Raw genomic sequence first — 26,933 nt, 5'->3', positions numbered from 1 at the left:
GTAGAGCTCCTCAATCGATACGATAGAAACGCAGGGCATTCAGCCCGAACACGGCAAGCCGGTCGGCACCGGCCAGTCCCTCCAGCAGGGACGCGCAGGCGGCGAGCCAGCGCGCATAATCGGCGGCCAGGTTCAGCACCGGCCAGTCGCTGCCCCAGATCAGGCGGCGCGGCCCGAAGCACGCGAGCAGGTGGTCGACGTACGGCCGCAGGCGGTCGACGTCCCAGTCGGCGCCCGCTTCGGTGACGAGCCCGGACAGCTTGCAGCTCACCTGCGGCAGCGCGGCCAGGCGTGCGATGTCGGTGCGCCACGGCTCCAGCACGCCCGCGGCGATCAACGGCTTGGCGCCGTGGTCGATCACGATGGGCAGGTCGGGATGCCGCTGCGCGAACGCGAGCAGCGCGGGCAGATGGCGCGGCAGGACCAGCGCGTCGAAACTCAGGCCATGGCGCAGCATGGCGTCGACGGCGGGCGCCAGCGCGGGATCGGCTATCCAGTCGTCGTCGGCGAGATCCTGCAGCATGGGCCGCAAGCCCTTGAGCAGCGGGTCGGCCGCAAGCGCGGCGATGCGCGCCGGCGCGTCGGGCGCCTTCAGGTCCACCCAGCCGACCACGCCGCCGATGAACGGGTGAGCATGGGCCAGGCCGAGCATGAAGCGCGTATCGTCCTCGTTGGGCATCGACTGCACGAGCACCGTCCGCGCGACGCCGTGCCGCGCGAGCGTCGGCGCCAGGTCGGGCGGGAAGAAATCGCGGTAGATGGCGGCCAGGTCCGGCGGCGGCCAAGCGCCGTTGCGGTCGGCCAGCCGCCAGAAGTGTTGATGGGCGTCGACAAGCATCATGCTCCCTCCCGCGCCCGCGGGAGCGTCAGCCCGGGTGCGCCTTCATTTCTCTGACTCGGATCGATTGCAGCAAGGTGCTGCGTGCGGAACTCAGGTGGACACGCATCGCCTCGCGCGCGCCCGCGACGTCGCGCCGCGCCAGCGCCCGCAGGATGTCCAGGTGCTCGTGCACCGCGTACTCGTTGCGCACCATTTCCTGCGACTTGTCCCACTGGTAGTGGTAGTGGAACACGAGCGACACGAGATCGAAGAAGCCCTGCGCGAAGCGGTTGTCCAGTTGCCCCATCAGGAACGCGTGGAAATCGCGGTCGAGCGCAGGAAAATCCTTGTGGTGCGTCGGCATGACGGAGCCCAGCCGCTCGTGCCGCGCGATCAGTTGCTGCAGCTCCGCGAAGGCCGGCGAATCCGGCGGCAGCGCGGCGAAGCGGTCGATCGCGGCGAACTCGAACATCTGGCGCACATCCGCCAGCTCCATCGCGAACGAGCGGTCGAACGCGCACAGGCGCCAGCCGCCGCGCGGCTTCTTTTCGATCAGGCCCGAGTGCGAGAAGCCGATCAGGAATTCGCGCACGCTGATCGTGCTCGTGCCGGCCGCGCGCGCCAGTTCCGTTTCCGAGAACTCGGCGCCGGGCGGCAGGTCGCTGTGGTAGATGCGCTCCATCAGCACTTCGCGGATGCGGTCCGCGCCCGTGCGCAGCTCGTCCAGGTCGAAGTAGTCCGTGCGGACGGGCTTGCGCAGCAGCCGGCGTTCCTTCAGGTCGCTGATCAGGCCGCACTCGTGGAAGTGCGCCAGCGCGCTGCGGATCGCCGTGCGGCTGCCCTCGCCCAGTTCGGCCATGTGCTGCTCGGTCGGCAGCGCTTCGCCGACCCCCACGTGGTCGGCGATGTATTGCAGCAGCAGGTTCGCGCTGCGCTTGAAGATGGTTGGAGGTCGGGCCATGAAGTCCGGAGTCGAGAAGGCCGGGTGGACAATCCCCCATTCTACCGGAACTCGCCGCCGCGCTGGGAAGCGACATCGTTCAAACCTCGACGATGGCCTTGATCACGCCGCTGGCCGGATCCATCCAGCGCGGCAGCGTGTCGATGAACTCGTCCAGCGTGGCGCGGTGCGTGTTCATCGCGCGCGTCGGCACCAGGCCCGCCTTCATCGCCGCGAGCACCTCGCGGAAATCGTCCACGGTCGCGTTGCGGCTGCCGAGCAGGGTCGTCTCGCGCTTGTGGAATTCCGGATCGGCGAACGAGATCCGTTCCGGCACGATCGACACGAGCACGTACGTGCCGCCGTGCGCGACGAAGTCCAGGCCCCGCTCCATCGCCTTGATGTTGCCGGTGGCGTCGAACACGGCGTCGAAGAAGTCGCCGCCCGTGATGGCGCGCAGCGCCTCGACGTCGCCCTCGCCCGCCGTCACCGTGTGCGCGACCTTCAATACGTCGCGGCAGAAGCCGAGGCGGTCGTCGCGCGCGTCCAGCACCGTCACCTGCGCGCCGTTCAGCGCCGCGAACAGCGCGACGGCCACGCCGATCGGCCCCGCCCCGACGACGAGCACGCGCTGGCCCGCCGCGACGGCGCCACGGCGTACCGCGTGCAAGCCGATGGCAAGGAATTCCACCATCGCGGCATCGTCGAGCGAAATGCCGTCCGTCTTGAGGACGAACTGCGCCGGCACGGCAAGATATTCGGCCAACCCGCCGTCGCGGTGCACGCCCAGCACCTGGATCCGCGTGCAGCAGTTCGTCTTGCCCTTGCGGCAGGCGACGCAGTCGCCGCACGACAGGTACGGCATCACGAGCACCTCGTCGCCCGGCGCAAGGCCGGAGTCTCCGGGCGCCGTGGCCACTTCGCCGGACAGTTCATGTCCCATCACGCGCGGATACGCGAGGAACGGCTGCGTGCCGCGGAAGATGTGCATGTCCGTGCCGCACACGCCGATGCGGCGTACGCGCAGCAGCACCTCACCCGGACCGGCCTCCGGCACCGGCTTGAAACCCAGCTGCAGGTCGCCGGGGGATTCGCATACTACGCACTTCATCTGACTCATGTCGTTGCCTTTCGTTTTGTATTCTATAAATTTAAAACATTTATAGTCGTAAAGCAATCGAAAACCACCATTCGCGCGTATGAAATTGAATAGCCGGCGCGGCCGCGCCGGCGCAGAAGGTCAGGCCAGGCAGTCCGGCCCGATGTCGCGCACGGATTGCACGCCCGTCAGGACCATGCTGGTCCGGATGTCTTTTTCGAGGATGGCGAGCAGGTTGCGCACGCCGGCCGCGCCGCCCGTCGCGAGCGCGTAGATGAAGGCGCGTCCGATCAGGACGCCGTCCGCGCCCAGCGCCAGCAGGCGGACGACGTCCAGGCCCGTGCGCACGCCGGAGTCGGCGAAGATCGTCAGGTCGCCCTTCACTGCCGCCGCGATGGACGGCAGCGCCTTCGCCGTGGACAGCGCACCGTCCAGCTGGCGCCCGCCGTGGTTCGAGACGACGATCCCGTCCGCGCCGAACGCCTTCGCGTCGCGCGCATCGCCGGCGTCGAGGATGCCCTTGATGACCATGGGGCCCTGCCATTCGTCGCGGATCCACTGCAGGTCGCTCCAGCTGATGCCCGGATCGAAGTTGGCGGCCAGCCAGCCGATATAGTCCGCGAGGCCCGTCGCGTGGCCGCGATACGCGGAGATGTTGCCCAGGTCGTGCGGCCGGCCGAACAGCCCGACGTCGAACGCCCAGCGCGGATGCAGCATCGCCTGCAGCACGCGGCGCAACGGGCCGTGGCGGCCGCTCATGCCGGAATGCGCGTCGCGGTAGCGCGCGCCCGGCACCGGCATGTCGACGGTGAACACGAGCGTGTCGATGTTCAGCTCGCGCGCGCGGCGCAGGTAGTCGCGCATGAAGCCGCGGTCCTTCAGGACGTACAGCTGGCACCACAGCGGCTGCGACGATTGCGCCGCCACCTCGGCCAGCGGGCACACCGAGACGGTGGACTGGATGAACGGGATATTGCGTTCCGCCGCCACGCGGGCCGCCTGCACCTCGCCGCGGCGCGCATACATGCCGGCGAGCCCGATCGGGGCCAGGGCCAGCGGCAGGCCGCGCTTCACGCCGAACCACTCGGTCGACAGGTCCAGCGTTTCCGATCCCTTCAGCACGCGCTGGCGCAGGCTCACGGCCTGCAGATCGTCCACGTTGTGACGCAACGTCGACTCGGTGCCGGAGCCGCCGTCGAGGTAATGGAACAGGAACGGCGGCAAGCGGCGGCGCGCCGCCTCGCGATAGTCGGTGGCGGAGGAAATGATCATCGGACGGCTTTACGTGTTCAGGGTGATGAAGCCGCCGTCGATCGGATAATCGGTTCCCGTGATGAAGGCAGCTTCGTTGCTGCACAAGTATAGCGCGAGCGCGGCCACTTCGTCCGGCCTGCCCATGCGGCCGATGGGTTGCGTCTTCGACAGCTGCTCGAACATCTCCGCTTCCCGGCCCGGATAATTCCGCGCCAAAAAGCCGTCCACGAACGGCGTGTGCACGCGGCCCGGCGAGATCGAATTGCAGCGGATGCCATCCTGCAGGTAGTCTTTCGCGACCGACAGGGTCATCGCCATCACGGCGCCCTTCGCCGTGGAATACGCGAAGCGCTCCTTGATGCCGACCGAGCCCGCCACCGACGCCATATTGACGATGACGCCGCCGCCGTTCGCGCGCAGTTGCGGGATTGCGGCGTGCAGGCAGTTGTAGACGCCCTTCACGTTCACGCTCATGACACGGTCGAAGTCTTCTTCACTCGTCGTGTCGGCCTTGCCGATGTGGGCGATGCCGGCGTTGTTGACGAGGATGTCGAACGGGCCGATCGCGGCCATCAGTGCTTCCACGTCGGCCTGGCGCGACACGTCGCAGGCGTGCGAGGTGACGCGGCCGGCCTCCTCGCGGATTTCGCGCACCACCTGCAGGCAGGCGGCGTCGCTCAGGTCGACCACGTGGACATGCGCCCCCTGGCGCGCGAACAGATGGGCGATCGCCTTGCCGATGCCGCTGCCGCCGCCCGTGATGACGGCCCTCTTGTCGTTCAATTCAAACACGTTTCGTGACTCCCATGGAAGATGGCGTGACGCGGGCTTCGCGGCTGGCCTGCCGCAGCGAGGATCGCGCGAACCAGGCGATGACGACGAAGCACAGCAGCGGCACCGCATAGCCGTACTGCACGTTGTGCGTCACGTCGCTGACGAAGCCGAACAGCAGCGGCAGCAGCGCGCCGCCCACGATGGCCATGATGATCAGGCCGCTGCCCATGTCGGCGTGGTGGCCGGCGCCCTGCAGGCCCAGCGAGAAAATGGTGGGGAACATGATCGACATGAAGAACGCGATGCCGATCACGGCCGCGAGGCTGGCGACGCCGGTCGCGACCATCGCCACCGCCGCGAGCACCGTGCACGCCAGCGCGTACATCCACAGCAGCCGCGCCGGCGCCACGACGCGCATCAGGCCCGTGCCGACGAAGCGGCCGACCATGAACGCCATGCCGCAGCCCCACCCGAGGTAGTCCGCCGCCGTCACGGGCGACACGCCCGCCGACCGCGTGGCGTACAGGATGAAGAAGCTGAACACGCACACCTGCGCGCCCACGTAGAAGAACTGGGCGATCGCGCCGCGGCGGATCGACGGCACGGCCAGCGCCTCGCCGAGCGAGCTCTTGGCCGGCGCATTGTCCGACCGGCCGCCGACTTCCGGCAGCTTCAGGAACCAGAACACGACGGCGATGGCGAGGATGACGAGCCCCAGCATCATGTACGGCCCCTTCACGCTAGCCGCTTCCGCCGCCAGTGCCGCCTGGCGCGCCGCTTCCGGCATCGCGGCGAGCTGCGCGTCGTCGGCGCCATGCACGAGGATCAGGCGCGCGCCGATGATCGGCGCCAGCGTGGCGGCGAGGCCGTTGAACGACTGCGCGAGGTTGATGCGCTGGGCCGCGCGGTCCGGCCGGCCCAGCAGGGTCACGTACGGATTGGCGGCCGTCTCCAGGATCGTCAGGCCGCACGCGATGGTGAACAGCGCGGCCAGGAACACGATGTATTGCTGCGTGTTCGCGGCCGGGATGAACATCAGCGAACCCGTGGCGAACAGCAGCAGGCCGCAGATGATCGCCGCCTTGTAGCCCGCGCGGCGGATCAGGAGGCCCGCCGGCAGCGCCATCACGAAATAGGCGATGAACACGGCCGAATCCACCAGCGCCGACTCCAGCACGGTCAGGCTGAACGACCGCCGCAGGTGCGGGATCAGGATCGGGTCGAGATTATGGACGAACCCCCACATGAAAAACAGTGTGGTGATCATCACGAGGGAAAACCGGTACTGCCGCGTCGAGGGGTCCGTCATGTCTGCAATGTCTCCGCTTAGTCTCCGCATTGGCGCTTGGTGCGCCTTGTATTCACAAACGATCAGCCGTCGATCAGCGCCTCGTTCCACGCGTGGACGGTCTGCTCCTGCTCGCCCAGGCCTTCGATGCCGAGCTTCATGCGGTCGCCCGGTTCCAGGTAGACCGGATCCGGCTTCTGGCCGAGGCCCACGCCCGGCGGGGTGCCGGTGCTGATCACGTCGCCCGGCTGCAGCGTCATGAAACGGCTGATGTAGCTCACCAGGTGCGCGACCGTGAACACCATCGTGCGGGTATTGCCCGTCTGGTAGCGCTTGCCGTTCACTTCCAGCCACATGTCCAGGTTCTGCGGATCGGGCACTTCGTCGGTCGTCACGAGCCATGGGCCGACGGGGCCGAACGTGTCGCAGCCCTTGCCCTTGTCCCACTGGCCGCCCCGCTCCAGCTGGTATTCGCGTTCGGACAGGTCGTTCACGACGCAGTAGCCGGCCACGTAGTCGAGGGCGTTCGCTTCGTCGACATAGCGCGCGCGCTTGCCGATGACGACACCGAGCTCCACTTCCCAGTCGCTCTTGACGGAACCGCGCGGCAGCACGACGGGGTCGTTGCAGCCGATGATCGAACTGGTCGCCTTCGTGAACAGCACGGGTTCCGCCGGCACGGCCATGCCCGATTCGGCCGCGTGGTCCGAATAGTTCAGGCCCACGCAAATCAGCTTGCCGATGTCGGCGACGACGGGCGCGTAGCGGACCGGCTGTTCCACGACGGGCAGGCGGCTCGGATCGACGTCGGACAGGCGGGCGATCGCGCCGGCGGCCAGCTGGGCCGAGGTCAGGTCGGGCAGCACGCCGGACAGGTCGCGGATCACGCCGTCGGCGTCCATCAGGCCAGGTTTCTCGGCGCCCTTCGGGCCGAATCGCAGCAGTTTCATGGTATTCCTTTGTTACGGTGATATTGAAAGATCAAGCCGCCGGGACGGGCGCGGCCGGGTCCAGCAGGCCGGCATCCTTCAGCGCGGTCCACAGGCCGGCCGGCAGCGGCTGGGAAAACCAGTGCGCGTTGCGGCGCAGCTGGTCGATGTTCTGGGCGCCGGGGATGCATGACACGACGGCCGGATGGGCCATCGGGAATTGCAGCGCGGCGGACGGCAGCGGCACGTCGAAGTCGCGGCAGACGGCGGCGATGGCGCGCACCCGCTCCACGACGGCCGCCGGGGCGTCCTCGTAGTTGAATTTGTTCGTGCCCGCCAGGATGCCGGAGTTGAACGGCCCGCCGATCACGACGCGCGTCCCCTCCCGCGCGCAGCGGTCCATCAGCGGCGCGAGCGACGCCTGTTCCAGCAGGGTGTAGCGCCCGGCCAGCAGCACGCAGTCGAGCGCGCACACGTCCATGGCGTCGGCGATCACTTCCCACTCGTTGACGCCGAGGCCGAAGCCCTTGATCGCGCCCTCGTCGCGCAACTGCGCCAGCGCGCGGAAGCCCCCGCCCTCGGTCAGCTGCTTCCAGTAGTGCGCATGGCGTTCGCCGTGGGTGACGCGGCCGATGTCGTGCACGTACAATATGTCGACGCGGTCCAGGCCGAGGCGCTGCAGGCTGTCATCGTGCGAGCGCATGATGCCGTCGTGCGTGTAGTCGTAGTGCGGCCGGAACGGCAGCGGCGCCGCCCACCCGCATTCGCCCGGCTGCACGCCCGGATCGGGCCACATCAGGCGCCCGACCTTGGTGCTGATCACGTACTCGCCGCGCGGCCGCGATCGCAGCGCCGCGCCCAGGCGGTGTTCGGACAGGGTAAAACCGTAGTACGGCGCCGTGTCGAAATAGCGGATGCCCAGGTCCCAGGCGGCGTCGACGAGCGCGTACGCGTCCGCTTCCGCCATCGGGTCGAACAGCCCGCCGAGTTGCGCGCAGCCTAAACCCAGTCGCGTGACGTTCATCTCAGGCTGCCTCATATCAAGCTGCCTTCAAGGGCAGGCAGCGCGGCCCGATCGGCTCGAACTGCTTGTACGTGAGGATGAATTCCTGGTGGCCCAGGTCTTCCGATTTCGTGCACTCGCCATTCGCCACGCGGGCGACGAGGTCGACGATTTCGTCGCCGACTTCCTCGATGCTCGCATGACCCGTGAGGATGCGGCCCGCGTTGACGTCCATGTCGTCCGCCAGCCGTTCATACGTCGCCGGGTTCGCGCACACCTTGATGACGGGAGAAATGGCCGAGCCGACCACGGACCCGCGGCCCGTCGTAAACAGCGTGACGTGCGCGCCGCACGCGATCAGTTCCACGATCTCGGCGTTGTCCGAGATGTTTGGGAAACCGAAGCGCGGCTCGCCGTCCGGCACCACGTCCAGCAGGTACAGCCCGCCGGTGGGCGGCTGGTCGCCCGGCTTGATGATCCCGCTGATCGGCGACGCGCCGCTTTTCGCGTATGCGCCCAGCGACTTTTCTTCCAGCGTCGTCAGCCCGCCGTCCGCGTTGCCCGGCGCGAAACTGCCGTGGCCCATGATCGTGTAGTAGCGCGACGCCTTCTCGACCGTCCTGACGATCTCGTCGCCCAGTTCCGGCGTGACGGCGCGGCGCTTCATGTGGAATTCGCAGCCGACCAGTTCACCGGTCTCCTCGAACACGCAGGCGCTGCCCGCGGCGATCAACCGGTCGAACGCCGCGCCGACGGCCGGATTGGCCGTGATGCCGCTGGTGCTGTCGGAACCGCCGCAGATCGTCGCCACGACCAGTTCGTCGAGGCGCATCGGCACGCGCTCCTGGCGCGCCAGGTCCTCGACGGCCCATTGCACCCATTCGACGCCGCTTTTCACGCCCGAGCGCGTGCCGCCGACGTCCTGGATCGTGACCGTGTGGACGGGCCGGCCGCTGTCGGCGACGGCTTGCGCGACACCGTTCTTGTCGAAGCTCTCGCAGCCGAGCGACACGAGCAGCGCGGCACCCACGTTCGGGTGCGTCAGCACGCGGCGCATGATCGTGTCGGCGTATTCGTTCGGGTAGCAGCCGGGGAAGCCGATCAGGTGCACGGGCTGGCCGGGAAACGCATTCACGATCAGCCGCGCGACGTGGTGCGCGCATTCCACGAGATAGGCGACGACGACGACGTTGCGGATGCCCTTGCGCCCGTCCGCGCGCGGATAACCGGCCAGGGCGGTCAGGGTGATGTCGGTGGAGGTGGTCATGGTGCTTTGCTTCCGATGAAATGATGGCCGTCCTGGTCGAGCGTGAAGGTCGGGATGTAGTCGCTTTCCAGGTTGTGGGTGTGGATGTGCGCGCCGATGGCGACGGGCACCGTGGCCGTGCCGATGATGGCGCCGTAGCGCAGCACCTTGTCGCCCGGGGCCAGGTCGCGCCGCGCGACCTTGTGGCCGAGGCGGACGTCGCCGGGCAGCGCAATCTCGCGGCCGTCGATGACGACCGTGGCGCCGGCCTTGAGGTCGACGCGCGCGATGAGGCAGTTATCCTCGCGCGACATGAGCAGCAGGCTGCCCGCCTGCGCTGGGGTGGTGCTGGACATGACGATCCTTTGCGGCTGGTAACGCCCACAATTGTATTCTATAAATTCAAAACATACGACTGTTTACCATGCTGCACCGCAGCATCCCCAACTACGCTTCCGCCGCGGCCTGGGCCAGCGCCACGAACGCATCGACGAGCGGGCCGCCGCCCTCGGCATGGCGCGCGAGCAGCATCGCCGTGGTGGCGTCCGGGTCGGCGAGCGGCCGGTAGACGACACCTTCCATGTGGATACCTTCGAATGAGCTGGGCAGCACGGAAATGCCGCAGCCGGCGGCGACGAGGCCGATGATCGTCGACGGCTCGCCCGCCTCCATCGCGATGTGCGGCGTGAAACCCGCGGCGCGGCACAGGTCGAAGATCTGGTGGTAGATGCCGGTGCCCGTCTTCTCGGGGAAGACGACGAACGCCTGGTCGGCCAGGTCCTTCACCGCGATGTGCTTGTTCCGCGCCAGCGGCGCGTCGGCCGGCAGCACGAGCAGCAGCGGATCCTGGCGCAGCATCGTCAGCGCGACCGCGCGCGGCAGCGGCATGGGGCCCGGCCGCACGAAGCCCACGTCCAGTTCGCGCGCCTCGATCTTCGCGAGCTGCGGCTGCGTGGGAATCTCGAGGAACGTCAGCCGCACGCCCGGATACTGCTGGCGGTAGCGCCGCACGACGCGCGCGAACAGCGGCGTGAACGGCGTGGAAAACGTGAACCCGACGCGCAGCTCGCCCGCTTCCCCCAGGTGCGCGCGGCGCGCCGTCTGCTTGGCCTGTTCGGACAGCGCCAGCATGCGCCGCGCGTCGGCGAGGAACAGCCGCCCCGCTTCCGTCAGCAGCACACGCCGCCGGTTACGCTCGAACAGCCGCGCGCCGATCTCGTGTTCCAGCGCCTGGATCTGCTGGCTCAGCGGCGGCTGGCCGATGTGCAGCCGCTCGGCGGCGCGCGTAAAGCTCAGCTCCTCCGCCACGGCCACGAAGTAACGCAGGTGCCTGAGTTCCATCTTATATTTTCAAACGATAAGTAACGCCACAAATATATATTGGACAGTCGTATCCCGCAATCCTACGATGGCCCCATGACGAATCGTACCAACCGCGCCCTGTTCTTCGGCGGCTTTTCCTGCTTCGCCCTGCTGTATTGCGTGCAGCCGCTGATGCCCCTGCTGGCGCACGATTTCGGGCTCACGCCCGCGCAAAGCAGCCTGTCGCTGTCGCTTTCGACGGGCGCGCTGGCCGTGTCGCTGCTGTTCTCGTCCGTCCTCTCCGACCGGCTGGGCCGCAAGACCATGATGGTCGTGGCGCTCGTCGTGGCCGCGCTGATGACGGTGCTGGCCGCGAGCGCGCGCACGTATCCGCAGCTGCTGGCGGCGCGCACTCTTCTCGGCTTCGCACTGGGCGGCATGCCGGCCGTCGCGATGGCTTACCTGAGCGAGGAAATCGAGCCGGCGTCGCTCGGCGTGTCGATGGGCCTGTACATCAGCGGCAACGCGTTCGGCGGCATGGTCGGCCGGGTGCTGGCGGCCGTGCTGTCCGACTTCGTGTCGTGGCGCGCCGCGTTCGCCGTGATGGGCGTCGCGGGCCTGCTGGCGGCGTGGGAATTCTGGCGCAGCCTGCCGGCGTCGCGCAACTTCCGGCCGTCGTCGGGCGGCGTGCCGGCGCTGCTGCACGGCCTGCGCGGCCACTTCGGCGACGCCGGCCTGCCCTGGCTGTTCGCGCTGTCGTTCCTGCTGATGGGCTGCTTCGTGAGCGTGTACAACGTGATCGGCTTCCGGCTGCTGGGCGCCCCGTTCGGGCTGCGCCAGAGCGTGGTCGGCGGGATCTCGCTGCTGTATTTGCTGGGCATCTTCAGTTCGGTCTGGGCCGGCCGCCGCGCCGACCGCCTGGGCCGGCGCCACGTGCTGTGGACCGTGATGGGCACGATGCTGGCGGGCCTGCTGCTGACCATGGCCCACAACGTCGCCGTCATCGTGGCCGGCATGGCGGTGTTCACGTTCGGCTTCTTCGCGTCGCACTCGATCGCCAGCAGCTGGGTGGGCCGGCGCGCCCGCACGCAGCAGGCGCTCGCCTCCGCGCTGTACCTGTGCTTCTATTATCTCGGCTCCAGCCTCGTGGGCTGGCTGTGCGGCGTGCTGTGGGAACACGGCGGCTGGGGCGGCGTCGTGGCGCTGCTGGGCGTGCTGCTGGGCGCCGCCGTGCTGATCGCGCTGCGCCTGCGCCGGCTGGAACCGGTCGGGCAGGCGCTGGCGCCGGCGTGACGATCCGCCCCCTGCCCCGGTCGGGCGGATGGCGCCGGGCTGTTACGATAGCGAACCGTCACCCTGGACCGCTACCGTCATGTTCACCCGCATCCACCACGCCGCGATCATCTGCGCGGACTACGCACGATCCCGCCACTTCTACGTGGAGGTGCTGGGCTTGCGCATCGTCGCCGAAAACTACCGCGCGCAACGCGACTCCTGGAAGCTGGACCTGGCACTGCCGGACGGCGCCCAGGTCGAGTTGTTCTCGTTCCCGAACGCGCCCGCACGCCCGTCGTATCCGGAAGCGTGCGGCCTGCGGCACCTCGCGTTCGCGGTCGACGACCTGGAGGCCTGCAAGCAGCATCTCGAAGCGCACGGCGTCGCCGTGGAACCGGTACGCACGGACGAATTCACGGGCAGGCGCTATACCTTCTTCGCCGACCCGGACGGCTTGCCGCTGGAGCTGTACGAGACCTGATCCCCGCCCGCGCAGCTACAGGTAATGCGCCCCGCCCTGCCAGACCAGCTGCAGCCCGGTCACGAGCAGGCAGGCCTGCGAAATCCGGTAGAACCACACGAGGTTGATCCGGCCCTGCAGCCAGATGCCCAGCTTCACGCCCAGCGGCACGAGCGGCGCCAGCACGAAGCTCGTGCCGAGGTTGTCGAGCGACAGCTGGCCCAGCCACGCGTACGGGAGCAGCTTGACCGCGTTGACGGCCGCGAAGAACACGCTGATGGTGGCGACGTAGCGCACCTTGTCCATCCGCTGCGGCAGCAGGTAGACCATGGCGGGCGGTCCGCCGGCATGGGCGAGGAAACTGGTCAGGCCCGAGACCGCGGACCAGAACATGCCTTTCGCCACCGAGGGGCCGGCCTGGCGCTGGTGCGCCGCCAGGCCCAGCACGTTGTTGACGGTGAAGGCCACCGCGATGCTCCCGATCAGGATGCGGATGACGTCCTCGCCCAGCATGCCGAACGTGAGGAAGCCCGCGACGATCCCGAGCAGGGCGCCGGGCAGCATGATGCGCAGCGTCGGCTGATCCCACTTGCCGAAATAGGCCCCCAGGCCGACGAGATCCATCAGGCACAGCACCGGCAGCAGGATCGCGGCCGCCTGGACGGGCGAGATCGCCAGCGCCATCAGCGGCACGCCCACGCCGCCCAGCACGCCCCCGAAGCCCCCTTTCGAGATGCCGGTCAACAGGACGGCCGGCACGGCGACGGCATAGAACAAGGGGTCGGCGATCAGCATGACAACGTTCGTATGGTTGCGGGACGTGCACGATACCACCTCGGCCGGCTGGGCTGTGGACTTGGCAAGCTGTCAAGCCTCATTTTATTAGCTATGTATCAACTACCCGACACGCCACCCAAAAGCTTGAGATTGATCATATTCTTTTGTTAATTCGAATTGATCGACATCGGAGGCAATCCCATGACCAAGCTGTTTCGAATCGCGTGCGCTGTCGCTGCCCTCGCCGGTGCGTCAGGATGCTCGGGCGTTCGCGTGTACGATGGCCCACGGGAGAACGATGCCATGACGGGCATTCCGTTCTACATCAAGAAGCCCGTGCTGGTGCATGAGACGACGCGCGTGGAAACGGACTGGAAGATCCGCTTCTCCATTGCGCTCAACGACAACCCCAAATCGACGCTCGACTATCCGCCCGATGGCGACGTTCTCGTTCACTGCGTCGACCGCGATCGCCTGAAAAAGGCCGTACGGGAGATCGTCGACGAGGTGCAGAAGGAAACGACACTGGAAGGAACGCGCCTGGCCATCGCGAGCAGGACCAGCCGGCTGGAGAATCTCGCCCCCGCCGATGCGTGCGACGAAGTGGTCGCCAATACGGTAAAGACCGAGATGCGGGTGGACGGCAAACCGCACTACATCAAGAACGTCATTCCGCTGTTCGGGTCCGGCAGCGCCACCTTCAAGTTCAATGCGGACGGCACGCTCACCGAAGCGACGAACTCGATCACCGACAACACGGCATCGACGCTGCTCGGCCTGCTTCCAATAAAAGAGAAACTCATCTCGCAATGGAAGGTCAATACGACGCCAGCCGACGCTGCATTCGTCAAGGATTCGCGGAACAGGAAAAAGGCGGAAGTCCTGGTCAGCGTGATCGTCACGCTCACACCCGTCCAGAAAGTCTATGTGCTGCGCGCCGAAGAAGCGTCGTCCGGCGCGCTTCCGGCATCATTCCCTCCGCTTACCCTCGCCGATGCGACAGCGGGCGGCAATCGCGTCCAGTTGGTATCGGTGGGAACGCCCGGCGACAAGCAGGCGGACAAGGCCGACCCGAAATCGTTCAAGATCCAGGGTTCGATTACGCCGCCCGCAACCACGGCAGAATAGGCCGAAGTCATTCCGGCAGCGCCGCCACCAGCTGCCGGATCAGGTTCTTCACGGCGGGCGCGCCTTCGCTGCGGCGGAAGATGGCGGCCAGTTCCGACGTGACGGGCTCCCCGGCCAGCGGCTTGTAGACCACGTCCGGCAGCACCAGCGTCGTGGCCACCACGTCGGGGACGACCGCGACGCCCTTGCGCAACGATACCTCGGTCAGCACCGTCAGCAGATTGCCCGGCGCCGAGACGATGCGCGGCTCGAAGCGTCCGCGCCGTCCCACTTCGCGCGTACCGAGGTCCTGTTCGGGCACGACGAAATCGTCGTCCTCCAGCGCCTGCGCGTCGACCGCGGCGGCGCCGGCCAGGCGGTGGCTGGCCGGCAGCGCGATGCAGAAGCGGTTGCGCTGCAGGACGTGGACGCGCAATTCGTCCGGGAGCGCCATCGGCAGGCGCACGAAGCCGATATCGACATGGCCCTCCGCGACGAGGCCCGGCAGCCGCCCCATCGGCTGTTCGTTCGCCTGCAGCTGGACATCGGGCCACTCGGTGCGAAAGCGCCGCATCTGCCGTTGCAGGATGCCGGCCAGGGCGGCGGAGCCCACATAGCCGATCACGATCCTGCCGAGCTCGCCGCGACCGGCGCGGCGGCCGACACCGACGGCCTGGTCGAACCGCAGCAGGCTGGCGCGCGCCTGCTCGAGGAACAGCTCGCCGGCCGCGGTCAGGCCCACGCTGCGCTTGGTCCGCTGCAGCAGCCGCGCCTGGAGCGCCCGCTCGATTTCCTGGATCTGCACGGTCAGCGTGGACGGGGCGATGCCCAGCCGTTCGGCGGCGCGCGCGAAATGCAATTCTTCGGCCACCGCCACGAAATAGCGGAAATGTCGCAGCTCCATCCGTCTCCAGGCATGAGTATTCGATGAAAGCGAATTATTTCACGTTTTGCCGTTAATGAACGAAATTACCGGCTGCGGTGTAATGCAGTTTTCACCGACCTCAGGAGCCCGAGCGATGCCCGCCGATTCCCCGCCACGCCCCTCGTCGATGCCCCTGCTGCTGACGGCCTCGCTGGGCTGCGCCGTCACGGTCCTCGACACGAACGTGGTCGGGATCGTCCTGCCGACCATCGCGCGCGAGCTCGCCGCGACGTTCGCCGACATCGAATGGGTCGTCAGCGCCTACCTGCTGTGCTTCGCGGCCCTGCTCCTGCCCGCTGGCGCCATCGCCGACCGGGCCGGGCGCAAGCGCGTGCTGCTGCTGGGCCTCGCCATCTTCGCCGCGGCCTCCCTCGCGTGCGGCGCAGCCCCCGGCGCGCGGACGCTCTACCTCGCCCGCGCCGCCCAGGGCGTCGGCGCGGCCTTCCTGCTGGCGCCGTCGCTGGCCGTGATCGGCCATGCGTTCCACGGCGAGCGGGAGCGCGCCCGCGTGTGGGCATTCTGGGGCACGATCATGGGCCTGACGATGGTGTGTTCGCCGCTGATCGGCGGCGTCATCAGCCGCTGGCTCGGCTGGCGCTGGGCGTTTTTCGTCAACCTGCCCGTGTGTGCCGGGCTGGCGCTCGCCGTCCTGCGCCACGTGCCGGAGTCGCGCGGCGCGGCGCAGCGGACGCTCGACGTGCCGGGAATCGTCCTGTTCGCGGCGGCCATGTTCGCCTTCACGTGGACCCTGATCTCCGGCCCCGCCGAGGGCTGGACCAGCCTGGCCGTGCTGGCGCGCGCCGCGGCCGCGCTGGCCCTGTTCGCGCTGTTCGTCGCCACCGAGCGCCGGGGACGCGCGCCGATGCTCGACCTGTCCCTGTTCGCGCAGCGGCGGTTCGTCGGCGCCGTCGCGGCCATGCTGGCCTACGCGTCCTGCGCCCAGGTGATGGCCTCCCTGCTGCCGCTCTACCTGCAGAATGCGCGCGGCGCCACGGCGCTGGAAGCCGGCGTCGGCATGCTCCCCTTCGCCCTCGCGATGCTGCTGCTGCCGATGGCCGGACGGCGCCTGGCCGCATTCATGCCGGGCTACCGGATCCTCACGCTCGGCCTGATGGTCGTCGCGGCCGGAAACCTCGTCATGATGTGGGCGGCGCAGATGCCGGGCAACCGGCTGCTGGACGGTATCGGCATGGCGATCCTCGGCGCGGGCGGGGGCCTGCTGAACGGCGAGACGCAGAAGGCGATCATGGGCACCGTCCCGCCGGAACGGGCCGGCATGGCCTCCGGCATCAGCACCACGTCACGCTTCTGCGGCATCCTGCTGGGCTTCGCCGGCATCGGCGCCGTGCTGGCGAGCGGCACGCGCGCGGCCCTGCTGGCCGGCGTGTCGCAAGCCGGCGCGACGATCGCACCGGACCTGGTCGAACGGGTGATCGCGGGCGACGCCGGGGCCCTGCCGGCCGGGCTGGCCGGGCTGCTGCGGCGCAGTGTCGAATCCGGGTTTGCGCATGGCTTCCTGGCGGCCGGCATTGCGGCGGCGGGGGCCGCTGCCATCGTGCATGGATGCATGCATGACAGGGCCCGGTCGCTACCTCAGGCGCTGCCGCGCCGGAGCAGCGAATAACCCACGTCCACGACCGGCGCCGCGGACGCATCACCCCGCGCCTTGTTCAGTAACAACGAGACCGCCTCCCTGGCGATCGCGCTGCCATCGATGACTATCGTCGTCAGCGCGGGTTCGAGTTCGCTCACCAGGCTCGAATTGCCGAACCCGACCACGGCGACATCGCGGGGCACCCGGAGGTTGCGCAGCCGCGCTTCGACGATGACGCCGAGCGCCATCCAGTCCGAAGAACACACGATGACATCCGTGTCCCGTTCCGACGCGAGCACGTGCGCGAGCGCCGCGCGTCCTTGCGTCACGCTGGTCGGCGGTTCGTAACACCCGAACGGCGGCGCCCGCCGCCCGGCTTCGAGAAAGCAGGCCGCCAGTCCCCGGTGCCGGGCGGAAGCGCGGATCCCGGTTGCGGTGGCCACGAACGGCCTGCGATAGCCGGATTCGATCAGGAAGCGGCCAATCTCGCGACCGACGGCCTCGTGCGAAAACCCGACGGCCATATCGATCGGGTCCGCCGGCAAGTCCCAGGTCTCGATGATCGGAATATGGCTCTTCGACAAAATCTCGCGCAGGTCGTCCGACTCGATCACACCGGTCACGATCACGCCGGATGGACGATGCCCGACCATCGACCCGACCAGGTCCGCCAGGTGTTCGTCGTGCAGGCCGGTCTGGCCGATCATCACATGGAAGCCTTCGGCGGCCAGCCGGTCCGTCAGGGCCTGGATCGTGGCCGAAAAAATGGATTGCTCGATCGTCGGCACCAGGAGCCCGATGATCCGGCTTTTCTGCGACGCCAGGCCGCCGGCGATCAGGTTCGGGTAATAACCGAGGCGCGCGGCCGCCTCCTTGACACGCTGCGCCGTCTGCAGGCTCACGCGCCCCGGATTGCTGAACGCGCGCGACGCGGACGCCATCGACACGCCCGCCTCCGCCGCCACGCGCTCCAGCGTGGACACAGCGCCGGTCGGGCGGCGCTTTCTCGGGTGGTTGTCTGATTGATCGTTCATGCGCTCCTCGGGCGTGCCAGCAGGAGTCTAGCGCATTTGCCCCCGCCGAACCGCCTCATCAAAAAAGTATACTTATAAAAAATAATAGATATACTTTCATAACCAATGGAAAGCGCTTTCCGAATTCGCAATAAAACAATACAAGGAGACATGGTGATGAAGAAATTGTCGTTCCAGGCATCGTCGCTGGCGGTGCTGGTTGCCTCGTCGGTATCGGCTGTCCATGCGCAGGACCAGGATCCGAACAAGGTCGTCGTGACGGGCAGCCGCATCCGGGGCGTGGCGCCGGTCGGCTCGAGCCTGATCCAGGTCGGTATCGACGACATCAAGAAATCCGGCGCGATGACCACGGCCGACCTCCTGAAGGAGATTCCGCAGGTCACCTCGATGGGCTTCAACGCCGAGGGGTCGCTCGGTGCCGCCGCGGCGGCGAACATCACGCGCGCCACCGCCCCGAACCTGCGCGGCATCGGTCCCCAGGCCACCCTGACGCTGCTGGACGGCCAGCGCGTCCCTGCCGCGGGCACGATGGGCAACATCGTCGATCCGTCGTTCCTGCCGCCGCTGACCTTGCAACGGATCGAAGTCATCGCGGACGGCGCTTCCGCGGTGTACGGCTCGGACGCGGTGGCGGGCGTGATCAACCTGATCCCCCGCAAGCGGTTCCAGGGCCTGGAAACGATGGTCCGCGCGGGCCATGCGGACGGCTACCATGACGCCCAGGCCGGGGCGATCGCCGGCAAGGCCTGGGGCGACGGTTCGGTCTTCGTGTCGTTCGACTTTGCGCACAACACCGGCATGCAGAACAACGGCCGGGACTTCATCGGGAGCGACCGGCGCCGTCTCGGCGGGGCCGACGCACGCCCGAGCACCTGCGCGCCGGGTACGCTTTCGTACGGCGGCACGACCTACCCCCTGGGCAATGGCACCGGCCAGGGCGTGCTCCTTGCCAACCTGGCGGGCGGTCCGGCGAATCGTTGCGAGACCACGCCCTGGACCACGCTGATTCCCGAAACCGATCGCGGGAGCGTCTTCGGTTACGCGGAACAGAAGCTGGCCGACTCGATGAAGGTGTATGCCCAGGCATTCTATTATTCCCGCCGGTCGGAATCGGCGCGGGCGCTGTACACGATCACGAACTACACGGTCCCGAAGACCAACGCGTTCTATCCGGCCGACGCCAGCGCGAGCGCCACGCCCCTGCTGGCCAGCTATTCGTTCAGCGACGTGCTGGGCCCGGACTTCGCGAAGGTGACGAGCAAGGTCATGCAGTTCCAGACCGGTCTCGACGGCGATCTTGGCAACTACCATTACAAGGTGTCCGCCTCCACCGGGATGGGCGGCGACAAGGAAGAAAACCGCGCGGCACTGAGCAATTACGCCCTCGCCCAGGCCATGGCCAGCTCCAATCCGGCCACCGCATTGAACGTGTTCGGCGGTCCGCAGGCAAACTCGCGCGCGCTCGTGCAGCAACTGGCGACGGGCCAATCGATCATTCGCGGCAATACGCACCTGAGCACGTTCGTCGCGGGCATCGACGGCCCGTTGTTCGCGCTGCCCGGCGGCGAGGTGCGTGCGGCCGTCGGCGCCGAAGTGCGCAGGGAAGCGTCGGACGCCTATTTCTCGAACAACGCCAACAGCCGGACGAGCACGACGCCCGTGATCCTGGCCAGCGACATCGCGCGCACGATCAAGGCGGTCTACGGCGAAGTGCTCGTGCCCGTGATCGGGGCCGGCAACCGGCTGCCGCTGGTCGCGCAGCTCGACCTGTCGCTCGCCGGCCGCTGGGAAAAGTACAGCGACGTCGGCACGACCACCAATCCGAAAGTGGGCGTGAACTGGAAACCCGTCGACGACGTGCTCGTGCATGCGTCGTACGGCACCTCGTTCCGCGCGCCGTGGCTGTCCGAATCGAATCCCAACGCGTCCGGGTCCGGCGTCTATATCGGCCAGCAGACGGTGCCGGGCCGCGGACTCGTGCCGACCGTGACGCTGGGCGGCGGCAATCCCGACCTGCGGCCGGAAAAAGCGCGGACCAAGTCGCTCGGCATCGACTATGCCCCGTCCTCGATGCGGGGCCTGAAGGCCGGCCTGACGTATTTCGATATCTCGTACGACAACCAGATCGTCGACGGCTTCGGATTGCAGGGGAACTACCTGCTCGATCCCGTCACCTACGCGAAATACGTCGCCTACCCAGGCGCGCCCAATTACGCCGCACTGAAGAATCTCGTCGAGAGCTCTCCCTTCACGACGCCCGGCACGATCAACTACACCAACGCCGCGATCATGGACGCCCGCCGCACCAATACCGCCGCGGTGAAGGTCGATGGCCTGGATCTCGCGGTGAGCAACGTATGGCGCCTCGACGATGGGCTCACGTTCACCCTGCGCGGCAATCTGACGCACTACCTCAAGTACGACGAAGCGCCGAACGCCAAGGTCTTCCTCGACCGTAACAACCTGATCGCTTACCCGGCCAGGAATTCCGGTCGCGTCAGCGGCGCCTGGAAGCGCGGCGGCATGTCGGCGCAACTCGCCGCCAATTACACGAACAGCTATCGCAACAACCTCTCCACCCTGAGGCCGACGGTCGGCGCCTATACGACGGTGGACATGGATCTGGCCTACAGCTTCGCAAGCGACACGGCGCTGGACGGCATCCGCGTGTCCCTGAATGCCCGCAACCTGTTCGACAAGGCGCCACCGGCGGCCGATTACGGCAACGGTTACGACCCGTCGAAAGCAAGTGCCCTGGGACGCATCGTGGCCCTCACGGTCGACAAGGCTTGGTAAGGAAAAAACCATGAACGATTTCGATCCCACCCTGCCGGAAACCCTGGAGACGCCGTACGCACTGTACCGCGAGCTGCGCGCCCGCTGCCCGGTCGCCCATACGGACGAACTGGGCGGCTTCTGGGCGTTGACGCGCCACGAGGACGTCGCCCGGGCCGCCGCCGACCACGCGACCTATACGACCACCATGCAGAACGTCGTGCCCAGGGTCGCGGCGTCCGGACGGCGCCCGCCCCTGCACCTGGATCCGCCCGACCACACGCCCTACCGCAAGGCGATCACGCCGCTCCTCGCCGGCAAGCGCGTCGACCGGCTGCGGCCCTACATCGAACGTCTCTGCAACGAGCTGCTCGATCCCCTGGTGGCGCAGGGCGGCGGCGACATGTGCGGCGACTACGCGTCCGTCGTGCCGATCCGCGTCTTCGCCGAATGGATGAATTTGCCGCTCGAACAGGCCGAATGGCTGGCGGACGTGGCGCGCAAGTATGCCCGCGCAGTCGGCATGTCCGACCCGGAAGCGACGAAGGACAACAGTGCGCTGCTCTACGACCTGGCGGTGCACCTGCTGGACGATCGCAAGGCGCATCCGCGCGACCCGGAGGACGACGTGACGGCCGCGCTGCTGGCCGTGCGGGTGGATGGCGCGGCGCTGCCCGACGACATGATCGTCGGCACGATCCGGCAGGTGCTGGTGGTCGGCATCATCGCGCCGCAGATCGTGTTCGGCGCAATGGTGGTCCACCTGGCGAACGACCTGGATCTCCAGGACCGCCTGCGCACGGACCGCACTGCGATCGCGCCGGCGGTCGAGGAATTCCTGCGCCTGTACACGCCCTACCGCGGCTTCGCACGTACCGCCACGCGCGACGTCACCCTGCATGGCGTGACGATTCCCGCGGGCGAGGCGATCGCCCTGGTCTACGCGTCGGCCAATCGCGATGCCGCCGTGTTCGACGACGCCGAGACGTTCCGGCTCGACCGCCCGAACATGAAGGACTCCGTCGCCTTCGGACGCGGGCCCCACATGTGCCCGGGTGCCGGCCTGGCCCGGCTGCAATTGGCCGTCGCGCTGGAAGCGCTGCTCGGCCGCACGACCCGCTTCACGCTCGACGGACAGGTGGTTCCGGCCCGCATGCCGGAAATCGGTCCCGTGGCGGTGCCCGTCGCATTCGCAGGGAGGGCCGCATGAAACGGTTGTCGATCGAGTGGCTTTTGCTGATCTACTTTCTCGCATACGCGCCGTATGCCGTGTTGACGAAGCTGATCACGAGTCCCAAGAGCGGCGTCGTGAGCCGTCCGCTGTCCGGTCTCGAAACACTGCCGGTCGCGCTGACGCTCAGCAGCGCCCTGCTCGTCGTGTTCATCTGGCGCTCGGGCTGGTGGCGGGCGGCGACGCCGATGCGCAGTCTGGGCGGGTTCCCCGGCGCGACCGGCGCCACCGCCCTCGCCGGGGTCGGCGCCACCTTGCTGCTCGTGTCGGTGCCGCTCTCGTACACCTTTGCCGGCGTGAGCATCCCGTTCGTGCAGCTGCTGATGCGCGGGGACATCATCATCATCGCGCCGGTCGTCGACCTCCTGTGCGGCCGCAAGGTCCGCTGGTACTCGTGGGTCGCGTTCGCGCTCGTGTTGACGGGCCTTGCGGTCAACGTGACGGCGCGCGACGGTTTCCATCTACCTCCCCTGCTCGTGCTGATCGTCGTCCTGTACACGATCGGCTACTTCATCCGCCTGTTCGTCATGACCCGGATCGCGAAGAATGCCGACCCGGCGGCGACCCAGCGCTATTTCGTCGAAGAGCGGGTGGTGTCGATTCCCCTGTCGCTCCTGGTGCTGGCCGTCATCGCCCTCGCCGTCCCGGGTCCGCAGGGCGAACAGGTGCATGCCGGCTTCACGCGCGCATGGTCGTCCGACGCCATCTGGCTGCTGGTCATCCAGTCGCTGGCGCTGTTCGTCATTTCCGTCGTATCCGCCCTGATCCTGCTCGACAAGCACGAGAACACGTATTGCGTGCCGCTCGAACGTTCGGCATCGATCATCGCGGGCGTCGTCGCATCGTACGTGCTGGCGATCGGTTTCGGACTGCCTTATCCGACCCGGGCCGAACTGCTCGGTGCCGCCCTGCTGGCGATCGCCGTCGTCGTGCTCTCCCTCGGACCGCGTCTCGGCCAGCCGCGCGTCATCTTCATGAACCAACCGGATTCCAGACCATGAAGCGACTCCTGACTTTCCTGCTGGCGGCCGTGCCGCTGGCGTCAAGCGCGGCCGAGGCGCCGCGCCATCTCGAAGGGCGCCTGTCCAGCGGCGCCACCTGGGTATTCGACGTGCCGGCCGCATGGAACGGCAAGCTCCTGCTGTTCAGCCACGGCTATGCGCGCGGTCCGGACAACCCGGCCCGCAACGTCGCCGGCGCCGAAAAAGAGGCGCTGCTGGCGGCCGGCTACGCCTTGGCCGGTTCTTCTTACGCGCGCACCGGTTGGGCCGTGGAGGATGCGATCCCGGACCAGCTGGCGACGCTCGACGCCTTCGCCGCCGCGGTCGGCAAGCCCGCACGCACCTATGCCTGGGGCAGTTCGATGGGCGGCCTGGTCACCATCGCCCTGGTCGAGCGCGCGCCGGCACGCTTCGACGGCGCGCTCGCGATGTGCGCCTCCGCCGGCGGCACGGTCGGCATGATGAACGCGGCACTCGACGGGCCGTGGGTACTGCGTACGCTGGCCGCGCCGGACGCGCCGCTGCCGGTGCTGTTGACGAGTTCGGGCGAGCAGATGCGCAAGGACCTCGCCGCCTGGCGGGCGCTGCTCGATGCGCAACAGGCCACGCCCGCGGGACGCGCACGCATCGCGCTGGCTGCGACGCTGGCGCAGGTGCCGGGGTGGACGCCGCAACCCGCCGATGACGCCGCCCGAGTACGCCTGCTGGCCGAGGGCTTCCTGCCCGCGACGATGCTGCCGCGCGAGGAGCAGACGCAGCGCGCCGGCGGCAATGCGTCCTGGAATACCGGGATCGACTATGCCGTCCTGCTGGAACGTTCGGGCCAGTCGGATTTCGTGCGCCGGATGTACGCCGCCGCCGGGCTGGATCTCGGCGCGGACCTGGCCCGGCTGGCCAGCGCGCCGCGCGTCGCGGCCGACGACCGCGCGGTAGATTACATGCGCCGGTTCTACGCGCCGACCGGGAAGGTCGCCGCGCCGGTCCTGCTGCTGCAGGCGGCCAATGACCCGGTGACGCTGGTCGAGATGACCGGCGACTACGCGCAGCGCGTACGCGCGCGCAGCGGCGACGGCATGGTGCGCGCGGCCTATCTGGGCCAGACCGGCCATTGCAACTTCACGCCGGACCAGACGCTCGGCGCGATCGACGCGCTGGTACGGCGCAGCGAGAGCGGCCAGTGGCACGTGGCGCTGCCGCGCCAGGTCGACTACCGGCCAGCCCCTTTCCTGCGCCACTGGCCCGACTGATCGATTACCTCGAGGAGACATGCATGCGCAATTCGCTTCACACCTTCGCACTGACGCTCACCCTCGGCGCCGGCGCCGCGCTCGCCGCGCCGGCGGGCAGCGGCCCGTGGCCGGCCATCATGGAAGCAGACGCCGGCCTGCCGACCCACACGGTCTACCGGCCGGCCCGGCTGCCGGCTGACCCACTGCCGATCGTCGCCTTTGCCAACGGCGGCTGCGAGAATGCCGGCAACCGCTTTGGTCCGTTCCTGACGGAGATCGCGTCGCATGGCTACCTGGTCGTCGCGATCGGCCCGATCGTGCCGGCCGGTCAGGCACGCGTCCCACCGGCGCCGGGGTCACCGGCCGCCGCGCATCCGGAGCTGGCGGGCAGCACCTCGCTCGCGCCGGGATCGACACGGCCGTCGCCCACCTACGCGGCCCAGCTCATCCAGGCGATCGACTGGGCGCTCGCGGAGAACGCCCGTCCCGGCAGCCCGTATCAAGGCAAGCTCGATCGCTCCCGCATCGCCGTGATGGGGCAGTCCTGCGGCGGCCTGCAGGCGATCGATGCGGCCCACGATCCGCGCGTGCGCACGCTCGCGGTGCTGAACAGCGGCGTCTTCCCCGCACCCGGCCGCAGTTGGGAGATCGCCGCAGCGCATGCGGACATCGCGGACCTGGCGACCCTGCACGGCAGCGTGCTGTACCTGACGGGCGATCCGCAGGACGCCGCCTTCCCGCAGTCGGAAGACAACTACGCGCGCACGAACCACATCCCCGCGGTGCGGCTCTGGCGCGAGAACACGCCGCACATGGGCACCTACCGCGAAGAGAACGGCGGCGCCTTCGGCACGGTGGTTGTCGCGTGGCTCGACTGGCAGCTCAAGGGGAACCGGGAGGCGGCGCACCAGTTCCTGGGCGCCGGCTGCGACCTGTGCACACGGCCGGAATGGCATGTGCAGAGCAAGGGGTTTTGACGACGTCAGCGTCCGGTGGCTGCGTAAGGACCGACCACCACGCCCACGAATCCGCCCGCCTTCTGCGTCGACAGGAAGCGGATATCCAGCTTGTCGGCCAGGGTCGTCGTCGTATCCCCGTCGCGGTAGCGGTAGCTGGCTTCGCCGCCGTTCATGTCCATGACGAGTTCGACCCGTTTGGACGCGACCGGCTTGCTGGCGACCAGCGTCTCCTTGCCGCTCTCCGTCTTGTACAGGGCCACCACGTTCTTGCCGGCGCTGCGCGTCAGGCCGAGGAACACGTGGTTGTCGTCGTTCTGCATGGCGACGAGGCCGGCACGGTCGCCATCGTGTTGCGGCACGAAGTCGACGACGGTCGATACGGTGGCGACGTGATGCTGCTGGCGCCGGCCGACGAAGGCGGGCACGCCGCGCAGGTCGCCCAGCGGCGCGCCGGCACGCAGCGCCAGTGCGCCGCGTTCGACGGTGTACAGCGGCGCACGCGGAATGCGGATGCCGATCCAGGCGGACGACAGCGGACCGTCGAATTCGTCCACGTACGCGAAGTTGCCGTTGGTGGGCACCGGCGCGGGCGGTTGCGCCGGCAAGGCGGGCTTCGCGACGGCATACGGTACCGTCTTGCCCTGCTCCAGGATCAGCGGCCAGCCATCTTTCCAGTCGACCGGCAGCATGAAGGTTTCGCGCCCGATGTTAAAGAAGTTGCCCGGGTAAGGCCGCGTCGCCAGGAAGACGGCCCACCACTGCCCGTTCTGCGTCTGGACGAAATCGGCGTGGCCGGCCGTGGTGACGGGATGCGGACGTTTCGGATCCAGGTCGCGCTGCGTCAGGATCGGATTGACGGGCCCCGGCGCATAGGGTCCCGTGACGGTGTCGGACCGGAGCACGACTTCGGAGTGGTTGTCGGCCGTCCCGCCTTCGGCACAGATGAGGTAGTAGTGGCCATCCTTCTTGAAGATGTGCGGGCCCTCGATCCAGATCGGCCGCTTGTCGGGCGCCACGCCGCCGTCGACGAGGACTTTCGGCTTGCCGGCGAACTGCAGCGTGCGCGGGTCCAGCTCCGCGATCCAGATCGCCCGATGGCCGTCGTAGCGCGGCTTGCCTTCCGGGGCATTGTTGTACACGACATAGAGCTTGCCGTCATCCCAGACGAGGGATGGATCGATGCCTTGCAAGCCCCGGATCGTGACCGGCTGCGACCACGGACCGGCCGGATCCTTCGCCGTGATGACGAAGTTCCCCGTGCCGCCCGGGCAGCTCGAACACGTGGTGACGATATAGAACGTGCCGTCGTGGTACGAGATGTCCGGGGCATAAATGCCCTGCGACGCGCGCACGCCGGTGAAATCGACCTGGCCGGGGCGGTCGAGCGCGTTGCCGACCTGCGTCCAGTTGACGAGATCCTTGGAGCGGAAGACGGGGAGTCCCGGGAAATTCGTGAACGAGGAATTCACCAGGTAATAATCGTCGCCCACGCGCGTGATCGACGGGTCGGGGTAATAGCCGCTCAGGATCGGGTTGACGAACTCGCCGGCACGCGGTTGGACGTTTTCCTGGGCCCGGCCCTGGTAGGAAAAACGCTCGAAGCGCGCGACGGGCGCGTCTGCTGCAACTGCCGGCGCCATGGAAGAGGCGGCACCCAGGGCCAGTGCGCCCAGGAGGAACATGGCCCGTGCGGAATATTTTTTCATGTGGATCGAGCTCCCGATGGTGGACCAGCCTGGTGCGCTGTTCCGGTTCTTGCGTGGGGGCCACTCTATGTCAACTAATTATCCAAAACCAATGCTTTGTTTGGATCAATTAATACATAAACGGTATTGATCAGGCAGCCTGACGGCCCACGGCGTCCGCTGGCCGCTCCGCCGAGCCGATGTCATGATGGCGCTCGCGCTGCGT

The 26,933-nt window shown here is 67.9% G+C and carries 24 protein-coding genes; 9 read left to right on the top strand and 15 right to left on the bottom strand.

Annotation, left to right across the window (positions count from 1 at the left end):
- Positions 1 to 10: 10 nt before the first annotated feature.
- The 11 genes from ASD28_RS07025 to ASD28_RS06975 all read right to left on the bottom strand — a co-directional run bounded on the left by ASD28_RS07025 (position 11) and on the right by ASD28_RS06975 (position 10,694).
- Positions 11 to 841 (bottom strand): amidohydrolase family protein, encoded by an 831-nt coding sequence (locus tag ASD28_RS07025; protein WP_200948816.1) that lies wholly within the window; start codon positions 839 to 841, stop codon positions 11 to 13.
- Positions 842 to 866: 25 nt separating this feature from the next.
- Positions 867 to 1,781 (bottom strand): GntR family transcriptional regulator, encoded by a 915-nt coding sequence (locus ASD28_RS07020; RefSeq protein WP_056125751.1) that lies wholly within the window; start codon positions 1,779 to 1,781, stop codon positions 867 to 869.
- Positions 1,782 to 1,860: 79 nt separating this feature from the next.
- A complete protein-coding gene (locus ASD28_RS07015) occupies positions 1,861 to 2,871 on the bottom strand; it encodes a zinc-binding alcohol dehydrogenase family protein (RefSeq protein WP_056125750.1) in 1,011 nt (336 codons plus the stop codon).
- A gap of 129 nt (positions 2,872 to 3,000) precedes the next feature.
- A complete protein-coding gene (gene lldD / locus ASD28_RS07010) occupies positions 3,001 to 4,131 on the bottom strand; it encodes an FMN-dependent L-lactate dehydrogenase LldD (protein ID WP_056125748.1) in 1,131 nt (376 codons plus the stop codon).
- Between the two features lie 9 nt (positions 4,132 to 4,140).
- A complete protein-coding gene (locus ASD28_RS07005) occupies positions 4,141 to 4,905 on the bottom strand; it encodes an SDR family NAD(P)-dependent oxidoreductase (RefSeq protein ID WP_056125746.1) in 765 nt (254 codons plus the stop codon).
- Positions 4,898 to 6,196, bottom strand: a complete 1,299-nt coding sequence (gene fucP / locus ASD28_RS07000; RefSeq protein WP_056125745.1) for an L-fucose:H+ symporter permease — start codon at positions 6,194 to 6,196, stop codon at positions 4,898 to 4,900. The genes ASD28_RS07005 and fucP overlap by 8 nt, the downstream gene beginning before the upstream one ends.
- Positions 6,197 to 6,258: 62 nt before the next feature.
- Complete coding sequence (locus ASD28_RS06995; protein ID WP_056125743.1) at positions 6,259 to 7,125, bottom strand: fumarylacetoacetate hydrolase family protein; 867 nt, start codon at positions 7,123 to 7,125, stop codon at positions 6,259 to 6,261.
- Positions 7,126 to 7,156: 31 nt separating this feature from the next.
- On the bottom strand, positions 7,157 to 8,128 hold the full coding sequence (locus ASD28_RS06990; protein WP_229412106.1) for an aldo/keto reductase: 972 nt from the start codon (positions 8,126 to 8,128) through the stop codon (positions 7,157 to 7,159).
- Between the two features lie 16 nt (positions 8,129 to 8,144).
- On the bottom strand, positions 8,145 to 9,374 hold the full coding sequence (locus tag ASD28_RS06985; RefSeq protein WP_056125738.1) for a UxaA family hydrolase: 1,230 nt from the start codon (positions 9,372 to 9,374) through the stop codon (positions 8,145 to 8,147).
- Entirely contained in the window at positions 9,371 to 9,709 is a 339-nt protein-coding gene (locus tag ASD28_RS06980; protein WP_056125736.1) for a UxaA family hydrolase, read from the bottom strand. The genes ASD28_RS06985 and ASD28_RS06980 overlap by 4 nt, the downstream gene beginning before the upstream one ends.
- 91 nt (positions 9,710 to 9,800) lie before the next feature.
- Positions 9,801 to 10,694: a LysR substrate-binding domain-containing protein gene (locus ASD28_RS06975; RefSeq protein WP_056125735.1), complete on the bottom strand. Its 894-nt coding sequence runs from the start codon at positions 10,692 to 10,694 to the stop codon at positions 9,801 to 9,803.
- Between the two features lie 75 nt (positions 10,695 to 10,769).
- Between ASD28_RS06975 and ASD28_RS06970 the strand changes: the two genes are divergently transcribed.
- Positions 10,770 to 11,948: an MFS transporter gene (locus tag ASD28_RS06970; protein WP_056125733.1), complete on the top strand. Its 1,179-nt coding sequence runs from the start codon at positions 10,770 to 10,772 to the stop codon at positions 11,946 to 11,948.
- A 79-nt stretch (positions 11,949 to 12,027) separates the two neighbouring features.
- Positions 12,028 to 12,411: a VOC family protein gene (locus ASD28_RS06965; protein ID WP_056125731.1), complete on the top strand. Its 384-nt coding sequence runs from the start codon at positions 12,028 to 12,030 to the stop codon at positions 12,409 to 12,411.
- 15 nt (positions 12,412 to 12,426) lie between these two features.
- On the opposite strand, the gene ASD28_RS06960 is transcribed toward ASD28_RS06965, so the two are convergent.
- A complete protein-coding gene (locus ASD28_RS06960; RefSeq protein WP_056125729.1) occupies positions 12,427 to 13,185 on the bottom strand; it encodes a sulfite exporter TauE/SafE family protein in 759 nt (252 codons plus the stop codon).
- A 183-nt stretch (positions 13,186 to 13,368) separates the two neighbouring features.
- Here ASD28_RS06960 and ASD28_RS06955 point away from each other — a divergent pair, with 183 nt between their 5' ends.
- Positions 13,369 to 14,295, top strand: a complete 927-nt coding sequence (locus tag ASD28_RS06955) for a hypothetical protein (RefSeq protein ID WP_156403765.1) — start codon at positions 13,369 to 13,371, stop codon at positions 14,293 to 14,295.
- 7 nt (positions 14,296 to 14,302) lie between these two features.
- Here the strand turns inward: ASD28_RS06955 and ASD28_RS06950 are convergent, their stop codons facing one another.
- Positions 14,303 to 15,178, bottom strand: coding sequence for a LysR substrate-binding domain-containing protein (locus tag ASD28_RS06950; RefSeq protein ID WP_056125725.1), 876 nt, complete (start codon positions 15,176 to 15,178; stop codon positions 14,303 to 14,305).
- A 115-nt stretch (positions 15,179 to 15,293) separates the two neighbouring features.
- On the opposite strand from ASD28_RS06950, the gene ASD28_RS06945 reads away from it, so the two are divergent.
- Positions 15,294 to 16,823: an MFS transporter gene (locus ASD28_RS06945; protein ID WP_056125724.1), complete on the top strand. Its 1,530-nt coding sequence runs from the start codon at positions 15,294 to 15,296 to the stop codon at positions 16,821 to 16,823.
- On the opposite strand, the gene ASD28_RS06940 is transcribed toward ASD28_RS06945, so the two are convergent.
- Positions 16,793 to 17,827 (bottom strand): LacI family DNA-binding transcriptional regulator, encoded by a 1,035-nt coding sequence (locus ASD28_RS06940; protein WP_056125721.1) that lies wholly within the window; start codon positions 17,825 to 17,827, stop codon positions 16,793 to 16,795. The two genes, ASD28_RS06945 and ASD28_RS06940, sit on opposite strands and share 31 nt — an antisense overlap.
- A gap of 156 nt (positions 17,828 to 17,983) precedes the next feature.
- Here ASD28_RS06940 and ASD28_RS06935 point away from each other — a divergent pair, with 156 nt between their 5' ends.
- From ASD28_RS06935 to ASD28_RS06915, 5 genes are read left to right on the top strand one after another with little or no spacing between them, the layout of a single operon-like run.
- Complete coding sequence (locus ASD28_RS06935; protein ID WP_162252923.1) at positions 17,984 to 20,623, top strand: TonB-dependent receptor domain-containing protein; 2,640 nt, start codon at positions 17,984 to 17,986, stop codon at positions 20,621 to 20,623.
- A gap of 10 nt (positions 20,624 to 20,633) precedes the next feature.
- Entirely contained in the window at positions 20,634 to 21,812 is a 1,179-nt protein-coding gene (locus ASD28_RS06930; RefSeq protein ID WP_056125716.1) for a cytochrome P450, read from the top strand.
- Positions 21,809 to 22,834, top strand: a complete 1,026-nt coding sequence (locus ASD28_RS06925; protein WP_056125714.1) for a hypothetical protein — start codon at positions 21,809 to 21,811, stop codon at positions 22,832 to 22,834. Before ASD28_RS06930 ends, ASD28_RS06925 begins: the two co-directional genes overlap by 4 nt.
- On the top strand, positions 22,831 to 24,081 hold the full coding sequence (locus ASD28_RS06920) for a prolyl oligopeptidase family serine peptidase (protein ID WP_056125712.1): 1,251 nt from the start codon (positions 22,831 to 22,833) through the stop codon (positions 24,079 to 24,081). Before ASD28_RS06925 ends, ASD28_RS06920 begins: the two co-directional genes overlap by 4 nt.
- A 23-nt stretch (positions 24,082 to 24,104) precedes the next feature.
- Entirely contained in the window at positions 24,105 to 25,040 is a 936-nt protein-coding gene (locus ASD28_RS06915; protein WP_056125710.1) for a hypothetical protein, read from the top strand.
- A gap of 5 nt (positions 25,041 to 25,045) precedes the next feature.
- Here the strand turns inward: ASD28_RS06915 and ASD28_RS06910 are convergent, their stop codons facing one another.
- Entirely contained in the window at positions 25,046 to 26,728 is a 1,683-nt protein-coding gene (locus ASD28_RS06910) for a glycoside hydrolase family 43 protein (RefSeq protein WP_082577248.1), read from the bottom strand.
- Between the last annotated feature and the right edge of the window lie 205 nt (positions 26,729 to 26,933).

The sequence above is a fragment of the Massilia sp. Root133 genome (assembly GCF_001426525.1).
GTDB classification, from domain to species: Bacteria; Pseudomonadota; Gammaproteobacteria; order Burkholderiales; family Burkholderiaceae_D; genus Telluria; species Telluria orientalis.
This window is presented reverse-complemented; position numbering and strand designations above follow the sequence as displayed.

What these genes read in the sequence shown, in the direction of transcription:
- ASD28_RS07025 (WP_200948816.1), bottom strand. Translation starts at nt 841, where the DNA reads ATGATGCTTGTCGACGCCCATCAACACTTCTGGCGGCTGGCCGACCGC.
- ASD28_RS07020 (WP_056125751.1), bottom strand. Translation starts at nt 1,781, where the DNA reads ATGGCCCGACCTCCAACCATCTTCAAGCGCAGCGCGAACCTGCTGCTG.
- ASD28_RS07015 (WP_056125750.1), bottom strand. Translation starts at nt 2,871, where the DNA reads ATGAAGTGCGTAGTATGCGAATCCCCCGGCGACCTGCAGCTGGGTTTC.
- lldD (WP_056125748.1), bottom strand. Translation starts at nt 4,131, where the DNA reads ATGATCATTTCCTCCGCCACCGACTATCGCGAGGCGGCGCGCCGCCGC.
- fucP (WP_056125745.1), bottom strand. Translation starts at nt 6,196, where the DNA reads ATGACGGACCCCTCGACGCGGCAGTACCGGTTTTCCCTCGTGATGATC.
- ASD28_RS06995 (WP_056125743.1), bottom strand. Translation starts at nt 7,125, where the DNA reads ATGAAACTGCTGCGATTCGGCCCGAAGGGCGCCGAGAAACCTGGCCTG.
- ASD28_RS06990 (WP_229412106.1), bottom strand. Translation starts at nt 8,128, where the DNA reads ATGAACGTCACGCGACTGGGTTTAGGCTGCGCGCAACTCGGCGGGCTG.
- ASD28_RS06985 (WP_056125738.1), bottom strand. Translation starts at nt 9,374, where the DNA reads ATGACCACCTCCACCGACATCACCCTGACCGCCCTGGCCGGTTATCCG.
- ASD28_RS06980 (WP_056125736.1), bottom strand. Translation starts at nt 9,709, where the DNA reads ATGTCCAGCACCACCCCAGCGCAGGCGGGCAGCCTGCTGCTCATGTCG.
- ASD28_RS06975 (WP_056125735.1), bottom strand. Translation starts at nt 10,694, where the DNA reads ATGGAACTCAGGCACCTGCGTTACTTCGTGGCCGTGGCGGAGGAGCTG.
- ASD28_RS06970 (WP_056125733.1), top strand. Translation starts at nt 10,770, where the DNA reads ATGACGAATCGTACCAACCGCGCCCTGTTCTTCGGCGGCTTTTCCTGC.
- ASD28_RS06965 (WP_056125731.1), top strand. Translation starts at nt 12,028, where the DNA reads ATGTTCACCCGCATCCACCACGCCGCGATCATCTGCGCGGACTACGCA.
- ASD28_RS06960 (WP_056125729.1), bottom strand. Translation starts at nt 13,185, where the DNA reads ATGCTGATCGCCGACCCCTTGTTCTATGCCGTCGCCGTGCCGGCCGTC.
- ASD28_RS06955 (WP_156403765.1), top strand. Translation starts at nt 13,369, where the DNA reads ATGACCAAGCTGTTTCGAATCGCGTGCGCTGTCGCTGCCCTCGCCGGT.
- ASD28_RS06950 (WP_056125725.1), bottom strand. Translation starts at nt 15,178, where the DNA reads ATGGAGCTGCGACATTTCCGCTATTTCGTGGCGGTGGCCGAAGAATTG.
- ASD28_RS06945 (WP_056125724.1), top strand. Translation starts at nt 15,294, where the DNA reads ATGCCCGCCGATTCCCCGCCACGCCCCTCGTCGATGCCCCTGCTGCTG.
- ASD28_RS06940 (WP_056125721.1), bottom strand. Translation starts at nt 17,827, where the DNA reads ATGAACGATCAATCAGACAACCACCCGAGAAAGCGCCGCCCGACCGGC.
- ASD28_RS06935 (WP_162252923.1), top strand. Translation starts at nt 17,984, where the DNA reads ATGAAGAAATTGTCGTTCCAGGCATCGTCGCTGGCGGTGCTGGTTGCC.
- ASD28_RS06930 (WP_056125716.1), top strand. Translation starts at nt 20,634, where the DNA reads ATGAACGATTTCGATCCCACCCTGCCGGAAACCCTGGAGACGCCGTAC.
- ASD28_RS06925 (WP_056125714.1), top strand. Translation starts at nt 21,809, where the DNA reads ATGAAACGGTTGTCGATCGAGTGGCTTTTGCTGATCTACTTTCTCGCA.
- ASD28_RS06920 (WP_056125712.1), top strand. Translation starts at nt 22,831, where the DNA reads ATGAAGCGACTCCTGACTTTCCTGCTGGCGGCCGTGCCGCTGGCGTCA.
- ASD28_RS06915 (WP_056125710.1), top strand. Translation starts at nt 24,105, where the DNA reads ATGCGCAATTCGCTTCACACCTTCGCACTGACGCTCACCCTCGGCGCC.
- ASD28_RS06910 (WP_082577248.1), bottom strand. Translation starts at nt 26,728, where the DNA reads ATGAAAAAATATTCCGCACGGGCCATGTTCCTCCTGGGCGCACTGGCC.